The organism is Bradyrhizobium sp. Ash2021 (assembly GCF_031202265.1).
Classification (GTDB): domain Bacteria; phylum Pseudomonadota; class Alphaproteobacteria; order Rhizobiales; family Xanthobacteraceae; genus Bradyrhizobium.
On the sequence record NZ_CP100604.1, the window covers coordinates 227,275 to 245,181 of the forward strand.

General features: G+C 58.0%; 19 protein-coding genes. 12 read left to right on the forward strand and 7 right to left on the reverse strand.

Annotated elements, in window-relative coordinates; genetic code table 11:
• The first annotated feature begins 300 nt into the window (after positions 1–300).
• The 8 genes from NL528_RS01130 to NL528_RS01165 all read left to right on the forward strand — a co-directional run bounded on the left by NL528_RS01130 (position 301) and on the right by NL528_RS01165 (position 7,617).
• Positions 301–597 (forward strand): hypothetical protein, encoded by a 297-nt coding sequence (locus NL528_RS01130; protein WP_309180929.1) that lies wholly within the window; start codon positions 301–303, stop codon positions 595–597.
• The gene (locus NL528_RS01135) at positions 575–805 is read left to right on the forward strand and encodes a hypothetical protein (protein WP_309180930.1); all 231 of its coding nucleotides are present in this window, start codon (positions 575–577) and stop codon (positions 803–805) included. The genes NL528_RS01130 and NL528_RS01135 overlap by 23 nt, the downstream gene beginning before the upstream one ends.
• A gap of 237 nt (positions 806–1,042) precedes the next feature.
• Entirely contained in the window at positions 1,043–3,358 is a 2,316-nt protein-coding gene (locus tag NL528_RS01140) for a DUF5906 domain-containing protein (protein ID WP_309180931.1), read from the forward strand.
• A 1,523-nt stretch (positions 3,359–4,881) separates the two neighbouring features.
• Positions 4,882–5,142, forward strand: coding sequence for a hypothetical protein (locus NL528_RS01145; RefSeq protein ID WP_309180932.1), 261 nt, complete (start codon positions 4,882–4,884; stop codon positions 5,140–5,142).
• On the forward strand, positions 5,139–5,324 hold the full coding sequence (locus NL528_RS01150) for a hypothetical protein (RefSeq protein WP_309180933.1): 186 nt from the start codon (positions 5,139–5,141) through the stop codon (positions 5,322–5,324). Before NL528_RS01145 ends, NL528_RS01150 begins: the two co-directional genes overlap by 4 nt.
• Before the next feature lie 222 nt (positions 5,325–5,546).
• Entirely contained in the window at positions 5,547–5,903 is a 357-nt protein-coding gene (locus NL528_RS01155) for a hypothetical protein (RefSeq protein WP_309180934.1), read from the forward strand.
• A 153-nt stretch (positions 5,904–6,056) separates the two neighbouring features.
• Positions 6,057–6,272, forward strand: a complete 216-nt coding sequence (locus tag NL528_RS01160; RefSeq protein ID WP_309180935.1) for a hypothetical protein — start codon at positions 6,057–6,059, stop codon at positions 6,270–6,272.
• A gap of 130 nt (positions 6,273–6,402) precedes the next feature.
• On the forward strand, positions 6,403–7,617 hold the full coding sequence (locus tag NL528_RS01165) for a hypothetical protein (protein ID WP_309180936.1): 1,215 nt from the start codon (positions 6,403–6,405) through the stop codon (positions 7,615–7,617).
• A gap of 303 nt (positions 7,618–7,920) precedes the next feature.
• Here NL528_RS01165 and NL528_RS01170 read toward each other — a convergent pair whose 3' ends face one another.
• The 3 genes from NL528_RS01170 to NL528_RS01180 all read right to left on the reverse strand — a co-directional run bounded on the left by NL528_RS01170 (position 7,921) and on the right by NL528_RS01180 (position 10,130).
• Entirely contained in the window at positions 7,921–8,577 is a 657-nt protein-coding gene (locus NL528_RS01170; RefSeq protein WP_309180937.1) for an MT-A70 family methyltransferase, read from the reverse strand.
• 1 nt (position 8,578) lies between these two features.
• Complete coding sequence (locus NL528_RS01175; RefSeq protein ID WP_309180938.1) at positions 8,579–8,809, reverse strand: DUF6471 domain-containing protein; 231 nt, start codon at positions 8,807–8,809, stop codon at positions 8,579–8,581.
• Positions 8,810–8,894: 85 nt separating this feature from the next.
• Positions 8,895–10,130, reverse strand: coding sequence for an integrase arm-type DNA-binding domain-containing protein (locus NL528_RS01180; RefSeq protein WP_309180939.1), 1,236 nt, complete (start codon positions 10,128–10,130; stop codon positions 8,895–8,897).
• A 237-nt stretch (positions 10,131–10,367) separates the two neighbouring features.
• Between NL528_RS01180 and secB the strand changes: the two genes are divergently transcribed.
• Positions 10,368–10,856: a protein-export chaperone SecB gene (secB, locus tag NL528_RS01185; protein WP_309180940.1), complete on the forward strand. Its 489-nt coding sequence runs from the start codon at positions 10,368–10,370 to the stop codon at positions 10,854–10,856.
• 42 nt (positions 10,857–10,898) lie between these two features.
• Here the strand turns inward: secB and dnaQ are convergent, their stop codons facing one another.
• Genes dnaQ through NL528_RS01205 form a run of 4 tightly spaced genes read right to left on the reverse strand, consistent with a single transcriptional unit; the run spans position 10,899 to position 13,721 of the window.
• Positions 10,899–11,597 (reverse strand): DNA polymerase III subunit epsilon, encoded by a 699-nt coding sequence (gene dnaQ / locus NL528_RS01190; RefSeq protein ID WP_074272084.1) that lies wholly within the window; start codon positions 11,595–11,597, stop codon positions 10,899–10,901.
• A 41-nt stretch (positions 11,598–11,638) separates the two neighbouring features.
• Positions 11,639–12,238 (reverse strand): dephospho-CoA kinase, encoded by a 600-nt coding sequence (coaE, locus tag NL528_RS01195; RefSeq protein ID WP_309180941.1) that lies wholly within the window; start codon positions 12,236–12,238, stop codon positions 11,639–11,641.
• 27 nt (positions 12,239–12,265) lie between these two features.
• The gene (locus NL528_RS01200) at positions 12,266–12,874 is read right to left on the reverse strand and encodes a Maf family protein (RefSeq protein ID WP_309180942.1); all 609 of its coding nucleotides are present in this window, start codon (positions 12,872–12,874) and stop codon (positions 12,266–12,268) included.
• A gap of 10 nt (positions 12,875–12,884) precedes the next feature.
• Positions 12,885–13,721 carry a pyruvate, water dikinase regulatory protein gene (locus NL528_RS01205; protein ID WP_309180943.1) on the reverse strand — a complete coding sequence of 279 codons (837 nt, stop codon included), beginning with the start codon at positions 13,719–13,721 and terminating at the stop codon, positions 12,885–12,887.
• A gap of 453 nt (positions 13,722–14,174) precedes the next feature.
• On the opposite strand from NL528_RS01205, the gene hemJ reads away from it, so the two are divergent.
• The 3 genes from hemJ to mnmE all read left to right on the forward strand — a co-directional run bounded on the left by hemJ (position 14,175) and on the right by mnmE (position 17,776).
• Positions 14,175–14,597, forward strand: coding sequence for a protoporphyrinogen oxidase HemJ (gene hemJ, locus NL528_RS01210; RefSeq protein WP_309185299.1), 423 nt, complete (start codon positions 14,175–14,177; stop codon positions 14,595–14,597).
• A 258-nt stretch (positions 14,598–14,855) separates the two neighbouring features.
• Positions 14,856–16,121, forward strand: a complete 1,266-nt coding sequence (gene rho / locus NL528_RS01215) for a transcription termination factor Rho (RefSeq protein ID WP_074272080.1) — start codon at positions 14,856–14,858, stop codon at positions 16,119–16,121.
• A 323-nt stretch (positions 16,122–16,444) separates the two neighbouring features.
• Positions 16,445–17,776 carry a tRNA uridine-5-carboxymethylaminomethyl(34) synthesis GTPase MnmE gene (mnmE, locus tag NL528_RS01220; RefSeq protein WP_309180944.1) on the forward strand — a complete coding sequence of 444 codons (1,332 nt, stop codon included), beginning with the start codon at positions 16,445–16,447 and terminating at the stop codon, positions 17,774–17,776.
• Positions 17,777–17,907: the final 131 nt, after the last annotated feature.

Consider the following 17,907-nt stretch of genomic DNA (forward strand, 5'->3'; position numbering starts at 1 on the left):
CCCTTAAAATGGCTTCTGGGCGGGAATACTTAGATTTGGTGGCAACCGCCTCGGCGAGGCCCAATGGCTTGTGGAACAATTAGGTATCAAATCGGTACTATTGTCTGGTATAATTGTCTCGGATCGGCCCTAAATACTTGCATACGCTACATAATTTAAAAGCAACCATTTGCTGAGAACCGCCGTTGAACCATCGGAACCGCGAGCAATCCCGCTCCGGCTCCGCCCAAAAGATAACGGGCCGCCCCGACCAAAAGGCAGCCCGTCTATTTTTGGCTTCGCCATCCCGGCAAGGATGCGATGACCGTGACCAGCCGTGAAGGGCAGCTAGTGACCGACAATTCCCACAATCTCCCGAAATTTTCAAGGGCACTTGGTGCCGAACTCGCTCTGATAAAAATCATTGAGCGTGATCGCATTGTGCTGGCCGAGCGCGAGGCCGCCGAAGAAACCATCTGGCACGATGAGGCCCGCGAGAAGATGCGCGAGCGCGCACTCGCGCGTGAGGCCGCCAGACGCAAACTCAAAAACTCAAACCATGCCGCTGTCCCCGGCTCATCCCGGAGAACCGACCATGACCCAACGCAACACCGATGACGACCTACTACTCGCCGACCGAAAGATGGCAGCAGTGAAAGCACTAATCGAAGAGGCCGACGATCTCTTCGTCTTCCTTTGCGAGATCGAAGGCGGCGACGCCGAGGTCGAGCGAACCGCCGCTCGTGCCGAGGTTTTCCATTGGGTCATGGCACTGCCGAAATTCTCGCGCGCCGCACGCAAGCGGCTCTTCGAAGAGACAGGATAATACGGGAGAGTCAAAACGATATCGGCCCTCCCGCGGTGACGCCGGATGATCCCGACTATCCGGGAGAAACGAAAAGTTCAAAACGATATCGGCCCTCGCGCGGTGCGATTGTTGTGGCGGATGAGACGCGAGGCGTGAGATAATAGAGCCAACGACAAAACGCAAAACGCCCCGACCGTTAGGTCGAGGCGCTTGGGAACGTCGGGGTTCACGGCCCCTAATTCGGAAGGAAGTAACATGACAGATAATAGCCGTCGCGACGAAAAGTTCAAGCCCCTTGATGGTGCCAGCAGTTTAGCAGTCGCGCTCGCGTATCTCCGGAGCCATCCGACGCGGTACATTTTCCCGATCAAGGCCGGGGCGAAGTTTCCGCCGCTCGTGCAGGATAATCTCGCGACCAATGCGAGCAACGACCCCGAGCAGATCACGAAACAGTCGAAGAAGTTTCCCGGATGTAATTGGGGCGTAGCCCACAAGAAGTCCCGCTTGATGGTTGTCGATGTTGACACGAACGCGGCGAAGGGCAAGCAGGGTCAACAGACGTTCGACGCAATCGCGCTCGCATACGACTGGCCGGAGACCGAACGCACGGAGACGCCCAGCGGCGGTTTCCATCTCGTCTACGAAGGCGAGCACATCATGGCGCTCGGCGAGAACGGCATCGGCAAGGACATCGATAGTCCGAACTACACGGTGATCCCGGGCTGCACGTTCAAGGACGGCACGAGCTACACCGGCAACGGCGCCGACGCGGTCGCCTGTCCGTCGTGGATTTACGAGATCATCAAGGACAGCAAGAGCAAAGCGCGGATCACGGACGCCGCGGATGTCGTGGTCGATTACGACAAGCCCGAGAACATCGCAGCGGCCATCGACTTTTTGCAGAACGACGCCGAGCCCGCCATCGAAGGCAGCGGCGGAGATTTCAACACGCTCAAGACCGCGATGTTTCTCAAAGACCTTGCGATCTCGCCGACGCTCGCGGTCGATCTCTTGAACGACTACTACAACCCGCGCTGCGAACCACCGTGGGAACGCGATGGTCTCGAAAAGAAAATCGCCAATGCCTACGCCTATTCGTCACTAAGCAAGGTTGGCGGCAAGACAGCCGAGGCGGATTTCAGCGACGAGCCGCCGGAGCCGCCGGTCGAGCCGATGGGCGACCCGAAGAAGATCGCAAAGCAAAAGGCCGACCGCGAGAAGCGGAAAGCGGAGAAGGCGACACGTGGAAAGAAGCGCGCATGGGATACGCAATGCGCGATCATCGTGAAGCCGCCCGCGTTCGTTGATATCAGGCGCCGCAACCTTCTCAACAAAGCGTCATTTGATAACCGCTTCGGCGGCATCGGAGGCGAAGACGCGCACTGCAAGGCCGTTCGTTCGAAGTGGATCGCGCGCTATCATGGCGTTGGTTTCAAGCCTGTCGATGTTCGGTCGTTCAAGGTCGATGGCCAGTCCGTCTTCAATCTATTCAAGCCGCACAAAATCGAAGAGATGGACGGTCCGCCCCTAATCATCATTGAGCATCTTCGATATCTCATCCCCGACGTGGCATCGCGCCAGCACTTCGTCAATTGGCTGGCGTGGCTGGTACAGAACCCGGATAAGAAGTTGATGCACGCGGCCTTGCTGCTCGGCAAGAAGGGCACGGGTAAATCAGTCATCGGCGAGTTGATGAAGGTTATCCTCGGCGCGCACAATTGCTCAGAGCCGTCACGCAAGCGCGTTGCATCCGAGTTCAATGGATGGCTGGCGAACAAGCAGCTAGTGATTATCCACGAGCTTCGCGAGAAAGGCGCACGCGGGCTCTATGATGAACTCAAAGAGTACATCACGCAGGGCACGACCTCGATTAATCTCAAGGGCATCGAAGCTCATGAGGTCGATAATTTCGCCGCGTTCCTGACGATCACGAACCACGATGACGCAATCCCGATTGACGACAACGAACGCCGATATCTCGTGATCCGCTGTGCCGATGATCCGCGGTTCGGCAAGGGAACGACAGCGTCCACCGCATACTATGACCAGTTGTTCGGCTGCATCGGCACATCCGATGAGCCGGGCGACGAAGCTCGCAAGTTTTTGCGCTTCCTGCGCGCTCGCGACATCAAGGGATATAACGGACAAGGCCCCGCGCCGGAGACTGAAGCCAAAGCTGACATGGTGGAGGCCGGGCAAGACAGCGTGCAGCGTTTTGTCCGTGATAGGCTGGAGGCAAACGAGTGGCCGCTCGGCGCATCGATCATCAGCCCGCAAGACGTGCTCAATGAGTTGCCCTTCGAGGTCGAGAAGCATCTCCGCACGCAAAAGCATATTGAGGCCGCGCTCCGCGAGTTCGGCGCGAAGCCGCTGAATGACCTCGGGCCGCTGCGAACGAAGACAGGCCGCAAGCGGCTTTGGGCTCGGGACGGATCGACCGTGAAACAGGTTTGCGCCGAGATGGGCCGCGCTGGAGCGATCAGGCTCTATGATCTCGCTGTCGCTGATCGGTCGGCGAGTGAAGAGCAGGCCGACGCCGACGAAGCCCGGGCCGAACTCGCTGCGGAGTAAAGCCCGGGCGAGTGCAGATGATGGTTTCGCCGCTCGCATAGTTGTCAGCGTGATGACGGCGCCCCGGCTCGGCGCGCTCGGGACCTACCCGGCGTCTTCTGCTCGGCGCGCTCGGGGGCGCCAATACGTGAGAGCCACGGGCGCGGTTTGGCACAGTGATGGCACGGTGCTTTTTGGGACTGTGCCAGCAAGAAAGCCCCATTCTATAAGGGTTTCTTGCACGTTTGGCACAGTGACACAGAACACAGTGAGTTTTCCACCTCCAATACCGGTATTGCGTGGGTATACCCCCCCCCCAGATGCCTCCTACAGCCTTATAGATTCCGATATTCGAACCCTAAAAAGAGAGATTTACTGTGTCACTGTGCCAAAGACCTAAAAACCCCTTGCAATCATTGGCTTTTCGAGAGGTCGGCGCGTGGCACAGTCTCAAAAAGCACTGTGCCAGCGCCGTGCCACTGTGCCAGAAGGTGCAGGCTTTGCGCGCCCAGATCGGCAAAGATGCACTATAATGCAGGTCCTACCGGCGGATCGAGCGGCGCCGACCATTCGCTGTTAACCCTAATAGCGACAATTTTAGCGACCTAGCCGCGGCCCGGCGGCTATTAACCTTAATTTCTTACCTTAATGGCAGTTAACAACTCTCCCCGAGACCGGCGGCTCAGCCACTATACGGGAGAACCGGGCGGCCCGGCGGCCATTAACCTTAATTCTAAACGTTAATGGCAGTTAACCTCTGGCGCGAGATCGCTTCGCAAACAAGAAGCGTGCCACACGTACCAGTATGGCGCATGTGCGCTGCACAACCATTCGCGTATGCGTATTTATGGAATCTCTCGCAGTGCACTCTCAGAGGTTGTGGTTAACAGACTACTAACGCGACCCCTCGTCAAGTCCAATCGCTCGCCATGGTTAACCAAAGGTTGCGCACTATTGATCTTACAATTTAACGTTAACGAGCCCCCGGCCCGGTGAGGTTGGTATGGTTAACGGCAGAAAGAGATAGGGGGCAAGTTCCAAAAACACAACCTATGGGCGAACTGCGATATGCCTAAACGGACACACTTCTTTCGAAGGAAAAATCGAGTTCGCCGCTCCAGAAAAAATTTTCGGGAAAATCGGATTTGCTCAGCCCCGATACCGGAGAAGTTTTCCCCCTAGCTCACACGCATTTTCCGACCCGAAAGCCCGGACCGCGAAATTTAGAAAAATCCGGGAAAGTTCGAGCGCGTCGGCGCGTGAGATGATGTCAGTCATGCCTAGCCGATGACATGGCTTCATCACCGCGTCTAGATGGTTGCCCCGGCGGGTAACCATAATTGATTTGCTCTCGCGTTAACCAAAACCCCTAGATCATACGGGACAAGTGCGGTTCGCTGAAAAATAAAAATGAATTTAGAATTTGAAAGCCCCGTTCACCATGTTGCGCAATCGATTTGAAAACCGACTAGCGGGAGCGGCCTTCGCGTCTCACATGGCAGACAACGTCATCCGTCCCGGAGACGCAATAGGAGCCGAAGCACATGAGTAACGTAAGCACCAAACTAATCGACGCCGCCAGCGATCAAAAATATCGCAAGCGTAAGTCAGCCATCGTGAAGGCGTGGCAACAATGGCTGCATGAAATCATCGCCGCCATGGATGCACAGCGCCAACATGAAGCGTTATCAGACGACATGGTTGTATCCGATGAACTCGCCACTTTACTGGCCGAGTTAGATGAATGCCGGGCAGCCGGAAAAATCCTGATGCACGTTGACGAAGACGACAGCGAGGCCGCATGAGACAGGAAATCAAAAACGACATAACGATAAGACGCCTCATCAAGTCCAACGGCGATGGCACCGTCGATGTCGAGTTAAGCACCGGGCAAATCGGAACGTGCAAATGGGATTTTGCTTATGGCCTTCCCATTGGGCCTATTGATATCGTGTACAACAAGCAAAGGCCGGGCGATGACGCCTAGCGCATCACAAGATAAGAAGCCCGCCTAGCTGGCGGGCTTCTTTGCGTTTGCCGCTATGAGGGCGCGACCATCCAGTGGTATTGCCCGTCCCGACAACTGCCATTCATGATCTCGCGAGCCGTCTTGTGTGCGTGAAGTGCAAGGCAGTCGGCAAGCGTCCGCCCACAACACTGCTACAACTTACGCCTCGCGCCCGACACGCGCTCCCGGAGGACCTGACCGATGATCTCTGACCACTCAAAACGGAAGCTCGTGCAGAAAACGGTCGAGACAATCAGGGCGACGGTCGGCGATCAATACCGCGTCCAGATCGTCAGTGAAGACCCGCTTCAAGTGATCATCACTGAGCGCGCCAAGCTCGACGAAAAGACCCGCGCCAATCTGCGCGCCGAGGCAGATGGCTTGATCGCGGCGATCCCCAAGGATGTCTGGGCAGCACTCAGCGCGTTTCGCGCCAGTGCTCGCGGCAACTACAAGGGCACGCCGGAAACGCTCGACAGCTTTATGGCGGCTGTCGAGACGGTTGCCATGGAAGCATTGCAGGCAGAACAGGCAAGGATTATCGGCTTCAAGCGATGAGCCGTTATCTATTCCGATAGCCGTTAGCATGGCAAATCAAAACGAACTTGAACGCCTCCTGTTGCAGTTGGAACCTGAAGCAAGTCCAATCGCAATCAAACTGACATTGCCATCGGCCGGGCGTGCATTGTCGGCGTGCGTCATAGCGAGTTCGTGGATTTTATCGACGGCATTGCTTGTATCTTTCTTCTTGCCGAGCGCCTTCTCGACCACGGCGTCAATGATAAGTTCGGCGGCGCGAGCGAGCACTCGCGCAACGTCGCGCACGGTAACAGCAAGCCCGAGGCCACGTCTGCCGCCGCGATGAGTGACGCCAGCGAAGCCGAACACTTCGCGTTCATCAAACTTGGCAGCTATAACGCTACTTGATTTTGCCGCCGCGCGGCTCGATGTGCTGCGATACGGACGCGCCCAAGATGCTGTGCATGAGTTGCTTCGGGCGCTATGTGCCTCGCTCGCCCTGGAGTAGCATCCCCGTACTTGGTGCTGGGGGCACAGAATGGTTGGCGGTGATTTCAGTTCTCTAACGAAAGAACCGCCACTAGCGAGGCTGGACGAAACTATCCGAGCCATAACGCCGGGGATGTCATATCCGGCGCTTTTGAGCTACGCCCGCGCAAATACCCACAAGGACGCCCCGGGGTTGATCAGCAAGCGTTTCCTGCTGATGAATCGCGACGACACGATTGCTTACGATCACTTCTTGTCTCAGGCAGCGGCCCATGGCCTTGAGAGCCCGTTTATTCGGAAGATCATGTACTTTCTATGGGCGTATCGCGACGAACGAATCAGGCGATTTATCTGCGAAATTGTCGCCAACTCGTCGGGTCAATGGCGTGTAACGCAACTCCTAAACAAATCGAACTCAAAATTTTTCGAATCGTGGCTGCAACCGTCTACGGCACGCAAGGCGAGGTCCAATTTCGAATATTTTATTGTCGAGGAAACGAAAATTGTCGATGCCGCAACCAAAACAGTCCATTTGGATTTAGGCGACGGGTGGTTGGACCAAGCTGCAATCGCTGCCGCACAACATGAGAAAGACCCGGTCATCCGCGAGGAATTGCTGGCGAACCCGGCGGCTTTTCTTGAGAAGCGAGGTTGGCTTGGCCTTCTCAATATTACAAAAGCTCATTTACCCGCGACCTCTCCAATTCTTTCCTTTGATAGCGTTCCTCTTCAAGATACTGAGATCAACGTTGACCCTTCAATCCCGCCAACGGGCAAAGATTGGGATCGGAAAAGTCCTTCCTATTCTGGTAAAAAATCTACCCTTGCAAATATCGACCTAGTGTCGCGAGAGCGCGCGAACAGATCACATTTTGAGCTTGAGAAGCTTTTGGCGGGTTTCGCGACAAGCCAACGCTTGACGCCAAAATGGAATCAAAACGTCGATATGTATTTTGATGTGCCCGACGGCACAGTGCTCGCCGAAATTAAAAGCTGCACAGATTCCAATTTTCATAGTCAGCTTCGGAAGGGCATCAGCCAGCTATTTGAGTACCGCTTTCTGTACAAGACCTTGTTTGGCTCGGAAACGACGTTGCTCTTGTTGGTCGAGACCATCCCTCCGAAGGCCAAAAGATGGCTTATCGGATACGCAGAATCTTTGGGGATTGTCTTGGCATGGAAGGAGCCAGTTTCGGGAACGCTGGTGTCAAGTAGCAAGTTGCCCAAGACGCTTGCGGGCATCGTGACGCAAGTAAAAATATGAGATCAGCAATTGGACATAGCTTGATCCGGCTTCATAAGGTGCAGGAAATGACCACTGGTCTCCGATCCGCCGGGTTCGATCTCGATTATTTCATCCGTTGTGGGATGCCGGAATGTCCGAAGCTCATTCTGAGAGCGTACCCATCCCGCGACACGGATGGTTCTTGTTAGGTCGGCTAGGAACTGACGGTCGGCATCGTCATTGTGAAGATACGTGAGACGGCCATGCTTGCCCCACGCATCATCGATCAACTTGTAACCTTCCGACACAAGGATTTCATGCATTGGGTGCGTACTCAACGGATTACTTTGCTGCGGCCTTATGGGTCTGCGAGTGGTGTGCGTAGGTGTCCCAGCTTGGTTCGTATTGCTCGTTAGCTTGATCGCCCCACACCGTCCATTTGCGACGAGTACCCCGCGAAAAAAGCTCTAGGAACGGACCGGGAGAGCACGACTCTATCAATTCATATTGCTCGTCCGGCTTGCGTGAGTGCTCACGCTTGCGGGTCGCCATAAAATTCACTTGCGTTCGCCCGGGCTGGAGCGTTCGCGCATTTTTTCCACGCACGCCAAACAAAATGAGTTCTGTAACGTTGCGAAAATAGAATCCGACGCCGCGGCCATCCGGGCCGCCGTCTTTTCTGATTTTGTGCCAAACGATATTCGATTTGTAGGTGAAGCCCCATGCCTGCAATACCGCCAAACCTTCCGGCAGCATCGCATTCGGACACCAAAGATAAAGATGCGCCATCGGCGCTGCGATATCGCTTATGGGAAGAGCCTTGATGTCTGGCAGCTTCATCGTGCCGTAACGCGCCAAACGCTTATGCTCGGGCGCAATCTTTCCTGTCTTATTGGTAAACTGCCACGGCGGATCGGCAAGAATAGTGGCGAACCGTCGGTTCCCAACGAACTTCAACAGATCGGCTGCTGCATCGGGCTCTTCGTTTCGGGCCAGCATTTCAACTATCCTCTAGGTGAATTGTCTTGCAGCCAACGGCTTCCATGCATTGGATAAAAAACACAGCCGTAAAGGTGCCCCGACTGATTTTATTGGAGATGTTACGCTCACTGTCGTCGATGCCGACCGTCGCGAGCTTCCCGGCTAGGTCCGCATAGCTGAGATTGCGCCGCTTTAGCTCAGCCTTTAAGAGGCCCTTGACCCGGGCTTGCCAATCTTTTCGCTTGGCCATAAGAGTCCCCAGATTCAATGTCTGAATCACCGTAAATGATGTGATTCGCCTTGGCAAGAGTCTTAGAGGGCGTTGGACAGCAAGATCAACCACATTCCGCGCGGGAGTCGATCGCCTTTCCAGTGCTCCAGTCGATAGTGAGTTCGTCGCCATGCTTCAGCTTGCTGCATGCGAAGTCGCTCCAAGCCTGCATCATGGGCCGCCGCTCTTCAATAAGCTCTTCGCGGTCGTAAGCTTGATCGGTCTTCGTGCCGACCGCGTGAGCAAGCGCACGGTCGCGCAAGTCTTTCGAGTATTTCGCCTTGACTGCCCAGCCCGTGAAGCTGGTTCTAAAGCCATGGGTCGTATAGTCTCCGCCGTGCTCTTTCACCTTGTCGATTAGAGCATCGTGCGGAAGCTGGCCAAACACACGCCCGGACTTTTTCGGCGTGCCGAGCAGTGCGAGAGCTTGCGGCGACAGCGGCACGGAATGTTCAACGCTCTCTTTCATGCTGCGTTCGTCGATACCGCCCGGGATTGTCCAAACCTTGCCGCTGATCTCTTCCCATCTCGCGTCACGTGCTTCCGCCGTTCTGGCAGCCGTGAGGATCGCGAACGCCAGCGCCCGCGCGTCTGGCGAGCCGTCCGCGTAAAGCTTGCCCATGAACTCCGGAACGTCGGCGACAGGCATTGACTTGTGTGGCTTGCTTTTCGGCGCGCTCGGGACAAGAAACTTCATGACTTCTTTGCGGGCCGGGTTTTCACCATCGGCGCGCAGGCCTTTCGCAACGGCATAGTTGATTACTTGCATGACCCGCATGCGGACCTTGTCGGCGCGAGCGGGCGGGTATTTCTCCAGATGCTTTTGGACATCCGCCGATGTGATCGCGGCAGCCGAGAGAGCAGACAGCGGACCGGCCAGCGTCTTCCGGTACTGGCCAGCCTCGTGCCCTTCTGTGCCGCCCTTCCATCCGGGCGCGTTCAACGTGAGGTATGGTTCTATCAGGCTGCCGAACGGCACCCGGGCGGCCTCCGCTGCCTGTTCTGCAACCTTCTTGTCTTCGTCGGCCTTCTTGGCTTCCTCGGCGACGGCGAACGGGTCTCCGCCGAGCTTATGGACCTTCCACATGGCTTTCCGACGTTCCCGGGCTTCGTCGGCACTGATCTCATCCGCAGGCCCGAGCGACTTCCAACGCTTGCCGAACCGCACGACCCAAGACCCTTGACCCGGTGAGGCAACTTGCAGATACAGTCCCCCGCCGTCCGGGTGCTTGCCGGGCTTGCGGATAATCTTCGCGATATCCTTCGCGTCGAGGTCTTCGCCGAGCAGGGATAGTGCCATCTGGAGGGCTCCAGTTTTTACACGTTCTTTCCACGTTTTAGGCATGGTCCTGAGATATGTCAAGGCGTGTGGAGATATGGAAGCCCAATAAAACAAGCGTTTTTAGCGTGTGGAGACATGCCGGGACGTTCGGGCTGCATCTATGATAGCCACTCGCCCGGCACAGGCATTTCCGCCTTCCGAGCGAATTCAGACGAAACCCGGTCTCCGCTCGCTGGAGCTTCAGGAGAAATTTTCATGACCAACGGCAACGGCGCGCCCGCCGAGCAGGCCCCTCCCCAGCTGAACGTGCTGGCGCAATACACCAAGGACCTGTCGTTCGAAAATCCGAACGCGCCGGCCTCGCTGGCGCCGCAGCAGCAGCAGCCCGCGATCAACATCCAGATCAACGTTTCCGCCAACAATCTGGCCGAAAACGAGTTCGAAGTGGTGCTTTCGGTCGAAGGCAAGGCTGAAAACGCCGGCAAGGTGATGTTCAGCTTCGATCTCGCCTATGCCGGCGTGTTCCGCATCGTCAATGTGCCGAAGGAAAACCTGCACCCGCTGGTCATGATCGAGTGCCCGCGGCTGTTGTTCCCGTTCGCGCGCGAGATCATCGCCACTTCCGTGCGCGACGGCGGCTTCCCGCCCTTGATGCTGGATCCCGTCGATTTCGTCGGCCTGTACCGCCAGAACCTGGAGCGGCAGGCTGCCGCGCAGGCCGCGTCCGGCGTCAAGCCGAGCTAGGTTCAAGCCGGTTCCAGCGAAAGCCTGGGCGCCAAGCCTGGGCTAGCCGGCTGCCAGAAAATCGTTCCAGATCGGTTTGTCGCCGAGCGTGGCGACAAAGGCCCGATGCGCCTCGCGATCGGCGTCGGTAATCCGTGGCGCGAGCGGCACCTCGCGCTGCCGCCGCGGCGTGTCGCCGTAGCCGCCGGATTGCGCGGCGCGGGTCTCCGAGGCCAGGATCAGTTGCGACTGCCGCGCCCCGATCAGGTCGATATAGACTTCGGCGAGCAGTTCGGCGTCGAGCAGCGCGCCGTGCTTGGTGCGGCGGGAATTGTCGATCGAATAGCGCGAGCAGAGATCGTCGAGCCGGTTCGAGACGCCGGGGTGCTTGCGGCGCGCCAGCAGCAGCGTGTCGACCAGCCGGTCGCGCGAAATCGGCGTTCGCTTGATGCGGTCGAGTTCGGCATTGATGAAGCTGATATCGAACGAGGCGTTGTGGATCACCAGCGGCGCGTCGGCGATGAACTCCAGGAATTCGTCGACCACCTCGGTGAATACCGGCTTGCCGGCGAGGAATTCGGCGGACAGGCCATGCACCGCAAAGGCTTCCGCCGGCATGTCGCGTTCGGGATTGATGTAGCGGTGAAAGGTCTGGCCCGTCGGCATACGGTTGTAGATCTCGATGCAGCCGATTTCGACCAGCCGGTCGCCGCGCAAGGGATCAAGGCCGGTGGTTTCGGTATCGAGAACGATTTCGCGCATGGATTTTCAGAACACGGGTTTTCAGGGCGGAGAACGGCGAATCAAGCCCGCCGCCGCGGCATCTTAACAACCTCGACCAGAATGTCCCGGATTTGGTCCCGCACTGGCTCGAGGCCATGCGAGGTATCCACTATGAAATCCGCGCGCTTGCGTTTTTCGGCATCGGGTAACTGCCGTGCCAGAATGGCGTCGAGCCTGGCGTCGTCCATGATGCCCCGCGCCAATACGCGTTCGCGCTGATTTTCCGGCGAGGTCGTCACCACCACCACCGCATCGACACGCTTTTCGCCGCCGGTCTCAAACAATAGCGGCACATCCACAACCACGACCGGTGCGCCCGACGCCTCCGCATCCGCAAAGAATTTTTGCCGCGAGGCGCCCAGCATCGGATGCACGATCTGTTCGAGCTGCTTCAGGGCAGAAGGATCATGCACCACGCGCGCCGACAGCTTGTTGCGATCGACCTTGCCATCCGACGTCGTACCCGGAAATGCGGCTTCGATCGCGGGCGCCGCCTCTCCCTCGTATAATTGATGGACGATGGCGTCGGCGTCGTAGACCGGGACGCCGGCTTCCGCAAACAGCTTTGCGGTGGTGGATTTTCCCATCCCGATCGAGCCGGTCAGTCCCAGGATCAACATTTTACGACAGCCATTTTCGCAATTCGTTCATACGGCAAGCAGGTTCTCGCTGCGCAGAAATGCGAGCAGTTGCAGCAGCGGCAGGCCGAGGATGGTGAAATGATCGCCGTCGATGCGCTCGAACAAATGCACTCCCAGCCTCTCCAGCTGATAGGCGCCGACGCTGGTCGTGACCGCTTCGCCAGCCTGATCCAGATAGGCCTCGATCTCGCTGTCGCCCAACCGCCGCATGGTCATGCACGCGACACCGACATCGGCGAACAATATCTTGCCATCGCGCGCAACGGCAACGGCGGAATGCAGTTCATGGGTGCCGCCGGCGAGCGCGCGCAATTGATCGGCGGCTTGCGCACGCCCGGCGGGCTTGCTGAACAGCCGATGTCCGAGCGCCAGCGTCTGATCCGCGCCGACGACAAAGCGTCCTGGCATCTGCGACGATACGGCGAGGGCTTTTTCCCACGCCAGCAGGCCTGCAATATCACCGGGCGCCGATAGGCCCGAAGCCTTCTGCACCGCGCGTTCATCGATGTCGGCCGCAATGGCGTCGCATCGCAGGCCGGCATTGGCGAGCAGCAGCTGCCGCGCGCGGCTTTGCGAAGCCAGGATCAATGGGTCTTTTCCGCGCCAGATGCTCATTGCGAGAGGATCATTCGGAAAGCCGCTGCCGCTGCCGGTCGGCATATAGTTTCATCACCGCCGCGGCGGTTTCCTCGATCGAGCGCCGCGTCACATCGAGCAATGCCCAATTGAATTTGGCGCTCAGGCGGCGGGCAAACGCCACTTCATCGGCAACGGACTGGCGATCGATATAGGTGTCGTTGTCGCGGTCGCCCATGCTCAAGAGCCGGTTTTGCCGGACCTGGATCAACCGCTCGGGCGTCGCATGAAGGCTGACGACAAGCGGCTTTTTCAGCATCTCCAGCTGATGCGGAAGCGGGATGCCCGGCACCAGCGGGACATTGGCGGTGCGAATGCCGCGATTGGCGAGATAGATCGAGGTCGGCGTCTTCGACGTTCGGGACACGCCGACCAGAACCACGTCGGCCTCTTCCAGACCTTCGACATGCTGGCCGTCGTCATGGATCATTGTGTAGTTCAACGCATCGATGCGCTTGAAATATTCCGCATTCAGGACGTGCTGCGCGCCGACCCGCCCCGTGGTCGCAGCACCGAGATAGGCCTGGAACAATTGCATCACCGGGCCGATGATCGACAGGCTCGGCACGTTGATTTCCTTGCACTTGGCTTCCAGCCGGCCGACCAGATCCTTTTCCAGCAGCGTGAAAAGCACGATGCCCGGAGCTTCCTCGATCTCGTCGAGCACGCGGTCGAGCTGCTTCTGGCTGCGCACCAGCGGATAGACATGTTCGACGGCAGTCACGTTGGCATATTGCGCAGCGACCGCGCGCGCCACCGTGATCAGCGTCTCGCCGGTCGAATCAGAGACCAGATGAAGATGAAAATAATTGCCGGTCGTGGGCACCAGAACCCCTGTGTATCCTGTGAATCCTTGTGGACCTTACCCGACAGAATCGGCCGCAGGCTCCCGTCTCAGGGATAACCCGGCTTTTTGTTCACAGGGCCCCTCATGAGGACAAGTCCGCCGGTGTGCCGCGATGATAGTGAGAATATGTGGATTTGTCTCTGCATAAGCCGACCGCAAAACAGCGCAAGCGATTGAAGCGAGTGGCCATATTCGCATAACCGATTTCGCCGCCAAAATTGTTGAGCGATGTGAACAAGCACGGGAAATGGCGGAATAGATTTGTGTGAGTCCAATTCACCGCTACTTAGACTCAAACCTAAGATTCTAAAATTATTAGTGTAGGGAAGCGGTGAATGCGGATATGTCTGTCTCCCACGCTGGCGGAACGTCGATCGAAATACCGATGTGGTCGGGACGTTCCAGGCGCGGCTGAAGGCAAGGCGAAACGCGATGTACGAGTGGATCAAGGCGCTGCATGTCATTTCGGTCATCGCATGGATGGCCGGCATGCTCTATCTGCCGCGGCTGTTCGTCTATCATTGCGAGGCGGAGACCGGATCGAAACAGTCCGAGACGTTCAAGGTGATGGAACGGCGGCTGCTCAAGGCGATCATCAACCCGGCGATGATCCTGACCTGGCTGGCCGGGCTTTACCTCGCCTGGAGCGGGCATTGGTTTTCGGCCGGCTGGCTGCACGGCAAGCTTTTGCTGGTGATCGTGCTGTCGGGCGTCCACGGCTTTTTTTCCCGCTGGGTTAAGGATTTCGCCGCCGACCGGAATACGCGCAGCCAGAAATTCTATCGTCTTATCAATGAGGTACCAACCGTTCTGATGATCGGGATCGTTATCCTGGTAGTGGTCAAACCGTTTTAGGGCATGCCGGTGCTCACAATCCGGGCCCTTGGCCTGCTTGCGGAGAGCCAGCCGATTTTCTATATTGTCGAAATCCCACCCCACGCAGGCGGATGTGGTTGCGTTCCGGTTTCTTCGTTGGACCGGCCGCCGCATCAGGTTTGAAGCCTCACCGGCGCTTTCCTTGCTTAGACCTGCGGACCTTCCTTTTTTCGTGTCCGCTTTTTCTTAAAGCCACCTCGCACCCCTCCTCTAGTTACTCTCCACAGGACCATCCCAATGCGGGAAATGAAACTTCAAGACCTCAAAGCAAAAACGCCGGCCGAGCTCGTCTCGTTTGCGGAAGAGAATGGGGTCGAAAATGCCAGCACCATGCGCAAGCAGGAGCTGATGTTCGCGATTCTCAAGCAGCTCGCGATCCAGGAAATCGATATTATCGGCGAAGGCGTCGTCGAGGTTCTCTCCGACGGTTTTGGATTCTTGCGATCGCCCGATGCCAATTATCTGCCGGGCCCCGATGACATCTACGTCTCGCCCTCGCAGATCCGCCGCTTCGGTCTTCGCACCGGCGATACCATCGAAGGCCACATCCGCAGCCCGAAAGAAGGCGAACGCTATTTTGCGCTGCTCAAGGTCAATACGCTCAATTTCGAAGATCCGGAAAAGTCCAAGCACAAGGTCAATTTCGACAATCTGACCCCGCTATTTCCGGATCAACGTTTTCGGCTCGAACTCGAAGACCCGACCAGAAAAGACCTTTCTGCAAGGGTTATCGACATCGTCGCCCCGATCGGCAAAGGCCAGCGCGCCCTGATCGTGGCGCCGCCGCGCACCGGTAAAACGGTGCTGATGCAAAACATCGCGCACTCCATCACCGCCAATCACCCGGAATGCTATCTGATCGTGCTGCTGATCGACGAACGTCCGGAAGAAGTCACGGACATGCAGCGCTCGGTGAAGGGCGAGGTGGTTTCCTCCACCTTCGACGAACCGGCCGTGCGGCACGTCCAGGTCGCCGAGATGGTGATCGAGAAGGCCAAGCGTCTCGTCGAGCACGGCCGTGACGTTGTGATCCTCCTGGACTCGATTACGCGTCTGGGCCGCGCTTACAACACCGTGGTGCCGTCATCCGGCAAGGTGTTGACCGGCGGTGTCGACGCCAACGCGCTGCAGCGGCCAAAGCGCTTCTTCGGCGCCGCGCGCAACATCGAGGAGGGCGGCTCGCTGACCATCATCGCAACCGCGCTGGTCGATACCGGCAGCCGCATGGACGAAGTCATTTTCGAAGAATTCAAGGGCACCGGTAACTCCGAACTGATCCTCGATCGCAAGGTCTCGGACAAGCGGACCTTCCCGGCGATCGACATCTCGCGCTCCGGCACGCGCAAGGAAGAGCTGATTACCGATCCGCAACTCCTGAAGAAGATGTACGTGCTGCGCCGGATCCTCAATCCGATGGGCACCATGGATGCGATCGACTTCCTGCTCGACAAGCTCCGGAACACCAAGAACAACTCGGAATTCTTCGATTCCATGAATACCTAAGCCTTCAGGCCGGCTTTGCAGGGGCGCCTCGTTCGCACGGGGCGCCTTTTGCATACCTGCTGCACTGCAATATTGCGTGGGTCTACTGCGGCTCTTGTGCAGCATGACGGAATTCGACGGCCACCACAGCGGCTGCAGCAAGTGACTGAATTTAAACTGATTTACTAGATCGCCGATTGGCGGCCCGCGAAACCGCCGGATTTTGCGGCATAATTGCTGCGGCTTTGCTGCAGCAAATATTGCGGCTCGGGCCGCGAGGGGCAGCCCCAAATCATCTCCCTGAAATTGCGTTGCCTTTCCTATTCCTCGGGAACAAATAAGTCATGCATCCTCGCGACCAAACAATCTTTGCGCTGTCGTCAGGCCGGCCGCCGAGCGCGATTGCCATCGTGCGGGTGTCGGGGCCGCAGGCGGGGGCGGCCTTGGTGGCCTTGGCCGGCAAGATGGCTGCCCCGCGAACGGCAACCCGCGTGCTGCTACGCGGCGCTGACCAGCGGCCGATCGACGATGCCGTGGTGCTGTGGTTTCCGGGCCCGGCGAGCGCGACCGGCGAAGACGTCGCCGAATTCCATGTCCACGGCGGACGCGCGGTGCTGGCCGCAATGTTCGCCGCACTGGCCGGTTTCGAAAATGTACGGCCGGCCGAGCCCGGCGAATTCACCCGGCGGGGGTTCGAGAACGGCAAGCTCGATCTCACCGAGGCCGAAGGTCTCGACGATCTCATTCATGCCGACACCGACCGGCAGCGCCGCCAGGCGCTACGGCAGCTCAAGGGTTTGCTCGGCGACAAGGCGAGGGCCTGGCGCGCTGGGATCATCGAGGCGTCCGCGCTGATCGAAGCGGGTATCGATTTCTCCGATGAGGGCGATGTGCCCGCGGAATTGATCGCGCCGGCGCTGGTGAAGATCAGGGCGCTGCTTGGCGAAATCGAAGAAGTGCTGGCGGCACAGGGCCGAAGTGAACGTCTGCGCGACGGGCTGGTGGTTGCGATCGCAGGACCCCCGAATGTCGGCAAGTCGACGCTGATGAATCAGCTGGCGCGGCGCGAGGTCGCGATCGTTTCGCCGCATGCCGGCACCACGCGCGACGTCATCGAGGTGCAGCTCGATCTCGACGGCTATCCGGTGACGGTGATCGACACCGCCGGCATTCGTGAGACCGAGGATCCGGTCGAGCAGGAGGGCGTCCGTCGCGCGCGGGCCCGTGCCGCCGAGGCCGATCTCGTGTTGTGGCTAGCGGATACAGCGAATGAAAAGATTGCACACGAGGGCGCTGCGCCGGTCTGGGTGGTTCGCAACAAGATCGATCTCGACGCGGTCGGAGCGTTAAGGGCGCCGGGGCGGGCGGAAGCCGGCTTTAAAATCTCGGCCAGCCGCGGCGACGGGCTTCCGGAACTGATCTCGGCTTTGGTCAGGTTCGCCCAGGATTATTTCGGTGCCGGAGAGGGCGGGTTGATCAGCCGGACCCGGCAACGGAAATTGCTGCTGGAGGTAGCGGATTCGCTGCATCGCAGCATAGAAGTGGTCGGCAGAGGCGAGGAGCTCGCTGCGGAAGAGCTACGGGCGGCGGCACATTCGCTGGGAAGGCTGCTGGGGCGCGTCGATGTTGAGGATATTCTCGACGTCATCTTCCGCGAGTTTTGTGTAGGTAAGTAATATTTCTTGGTTCATTATATGGACCGCTTGTTTCACGTGAAACAGAGGTAAATTCGGCGCTGGAACCCGTTGTTTCACGTGAAACATTGGTCTTCCGCCAAAACTTCCCACTTCCGGCTTTTGCCTCTCCG

Coding starts and splice junctions, on each gene's coding strand:
- NL528_RS01130 (WP_309180929.1), top strand. CDS start 301: ATGACCGTGACCAGCCGTGAAGGGCAGCTAGTGACCGACAATTCCCAC.
- NL528_RS01135 (WP_309180930.1), top strand. CDS start 575: ATGACCCAACGCAACACCGATGACGACCTACTACTCGCCGACCGAAAG.
- NL528_RS01140 (WP_309180931.1), top strand. CDS start 1,043: ATGACAGATAATAGCCGTCGCGACGAAAAGTTCAAGCCCCTTGATGGT.
- NL528_RS01145 (WP_309180932.1), top strand. CDS start 4,882: ATGAGTAACGTAAGCACCAAACTAATCGACGCCGCCAGCGATCAAAAA.
- NL528_RS01150 (WP_309180933.1), top strand. CDS start 5,139: ATGAGACAGGAAATCAAAAACGACATAACGATAAGACGCCTCATCAAG.
- NL528_RS01155 (WP_309180934.1), top strand. CDS start 5,547: ATGATCTCTGACCACTCAAAACGGAAGCTCGTGCAGAAAACGGTCGAG.
- NL528_RS01165 (WP_309180936.1), top strand. CDS start 6,403: ATGGTTGGCGGTGATTTCAGTTCTCTAACGAAAGAACCGCCACTAGCG.
- NL528_RS01170 (WP_309180937.1), bottom strand. CDS start 8,577: ATGCTGGCCCGAAACGAAGAGCCCGATGCAGCAGCCGATCTGTTGAAG.
- NL528_RS01175 (WP_309180938.1), bottom strand. CDS start 8,809: ATGGCCAAGCGAAAAGATTGGCAAGCCCGGGTCAAGGGCCTCTTAAAG.
- NL528_RS01180 (WP_309180939.1), bottom strand. CDS start 10,130: ATGGCACTATCCCTGCTCGGCGAAGACCTCGACGCGAAGGATATCGCG.
- secB (WP_309180940.1), top strand. CDS start 10,368: ATGACCAACGGCAACGGCGCGCCCGCCGAGCAGGCCCCTCCCCAGCTG.
- dnaQ (WP_074272084.1), bottom strand. CDS start 11,597: ATGCGCGAAATCGTTCTCGATACCGAAACCACCGGCCTTGATCCCTTG.
- coaE (WP_309180941.1), bottom strand. CDS start 12,238: ATGTTGATCCTGGGACTGACCGGCTCGATCGGGATGGGAAAATCCACC.
- NL528_RS01200 (WP_309180942.1), bottom strand. CDS start 12,874: ATGAGCATCTGGCGCGGAAAAGACCCATTGATCCTGGCTTCGCAAAGC.
- hemJ (WP_309185299.1), top strand. CDS start 14,175: ATGTACGAGTGGATCAAGGCGCTGCATGTCATTTCGGTCATCGCATGG.
- rho (WP_074272080.1), top strand. CDS start 14,856: ATGCGGGAAATGAAACTTCAAGACCTCAAAGCAAAAACGCCGGCCGAG.
- mnmE (WP_309180944.1), top strand. CDS start 16,445: ATGCATCCTCGCGACCAAACAATCTTTGCGCTGTCGTCAGGCCGGCCG.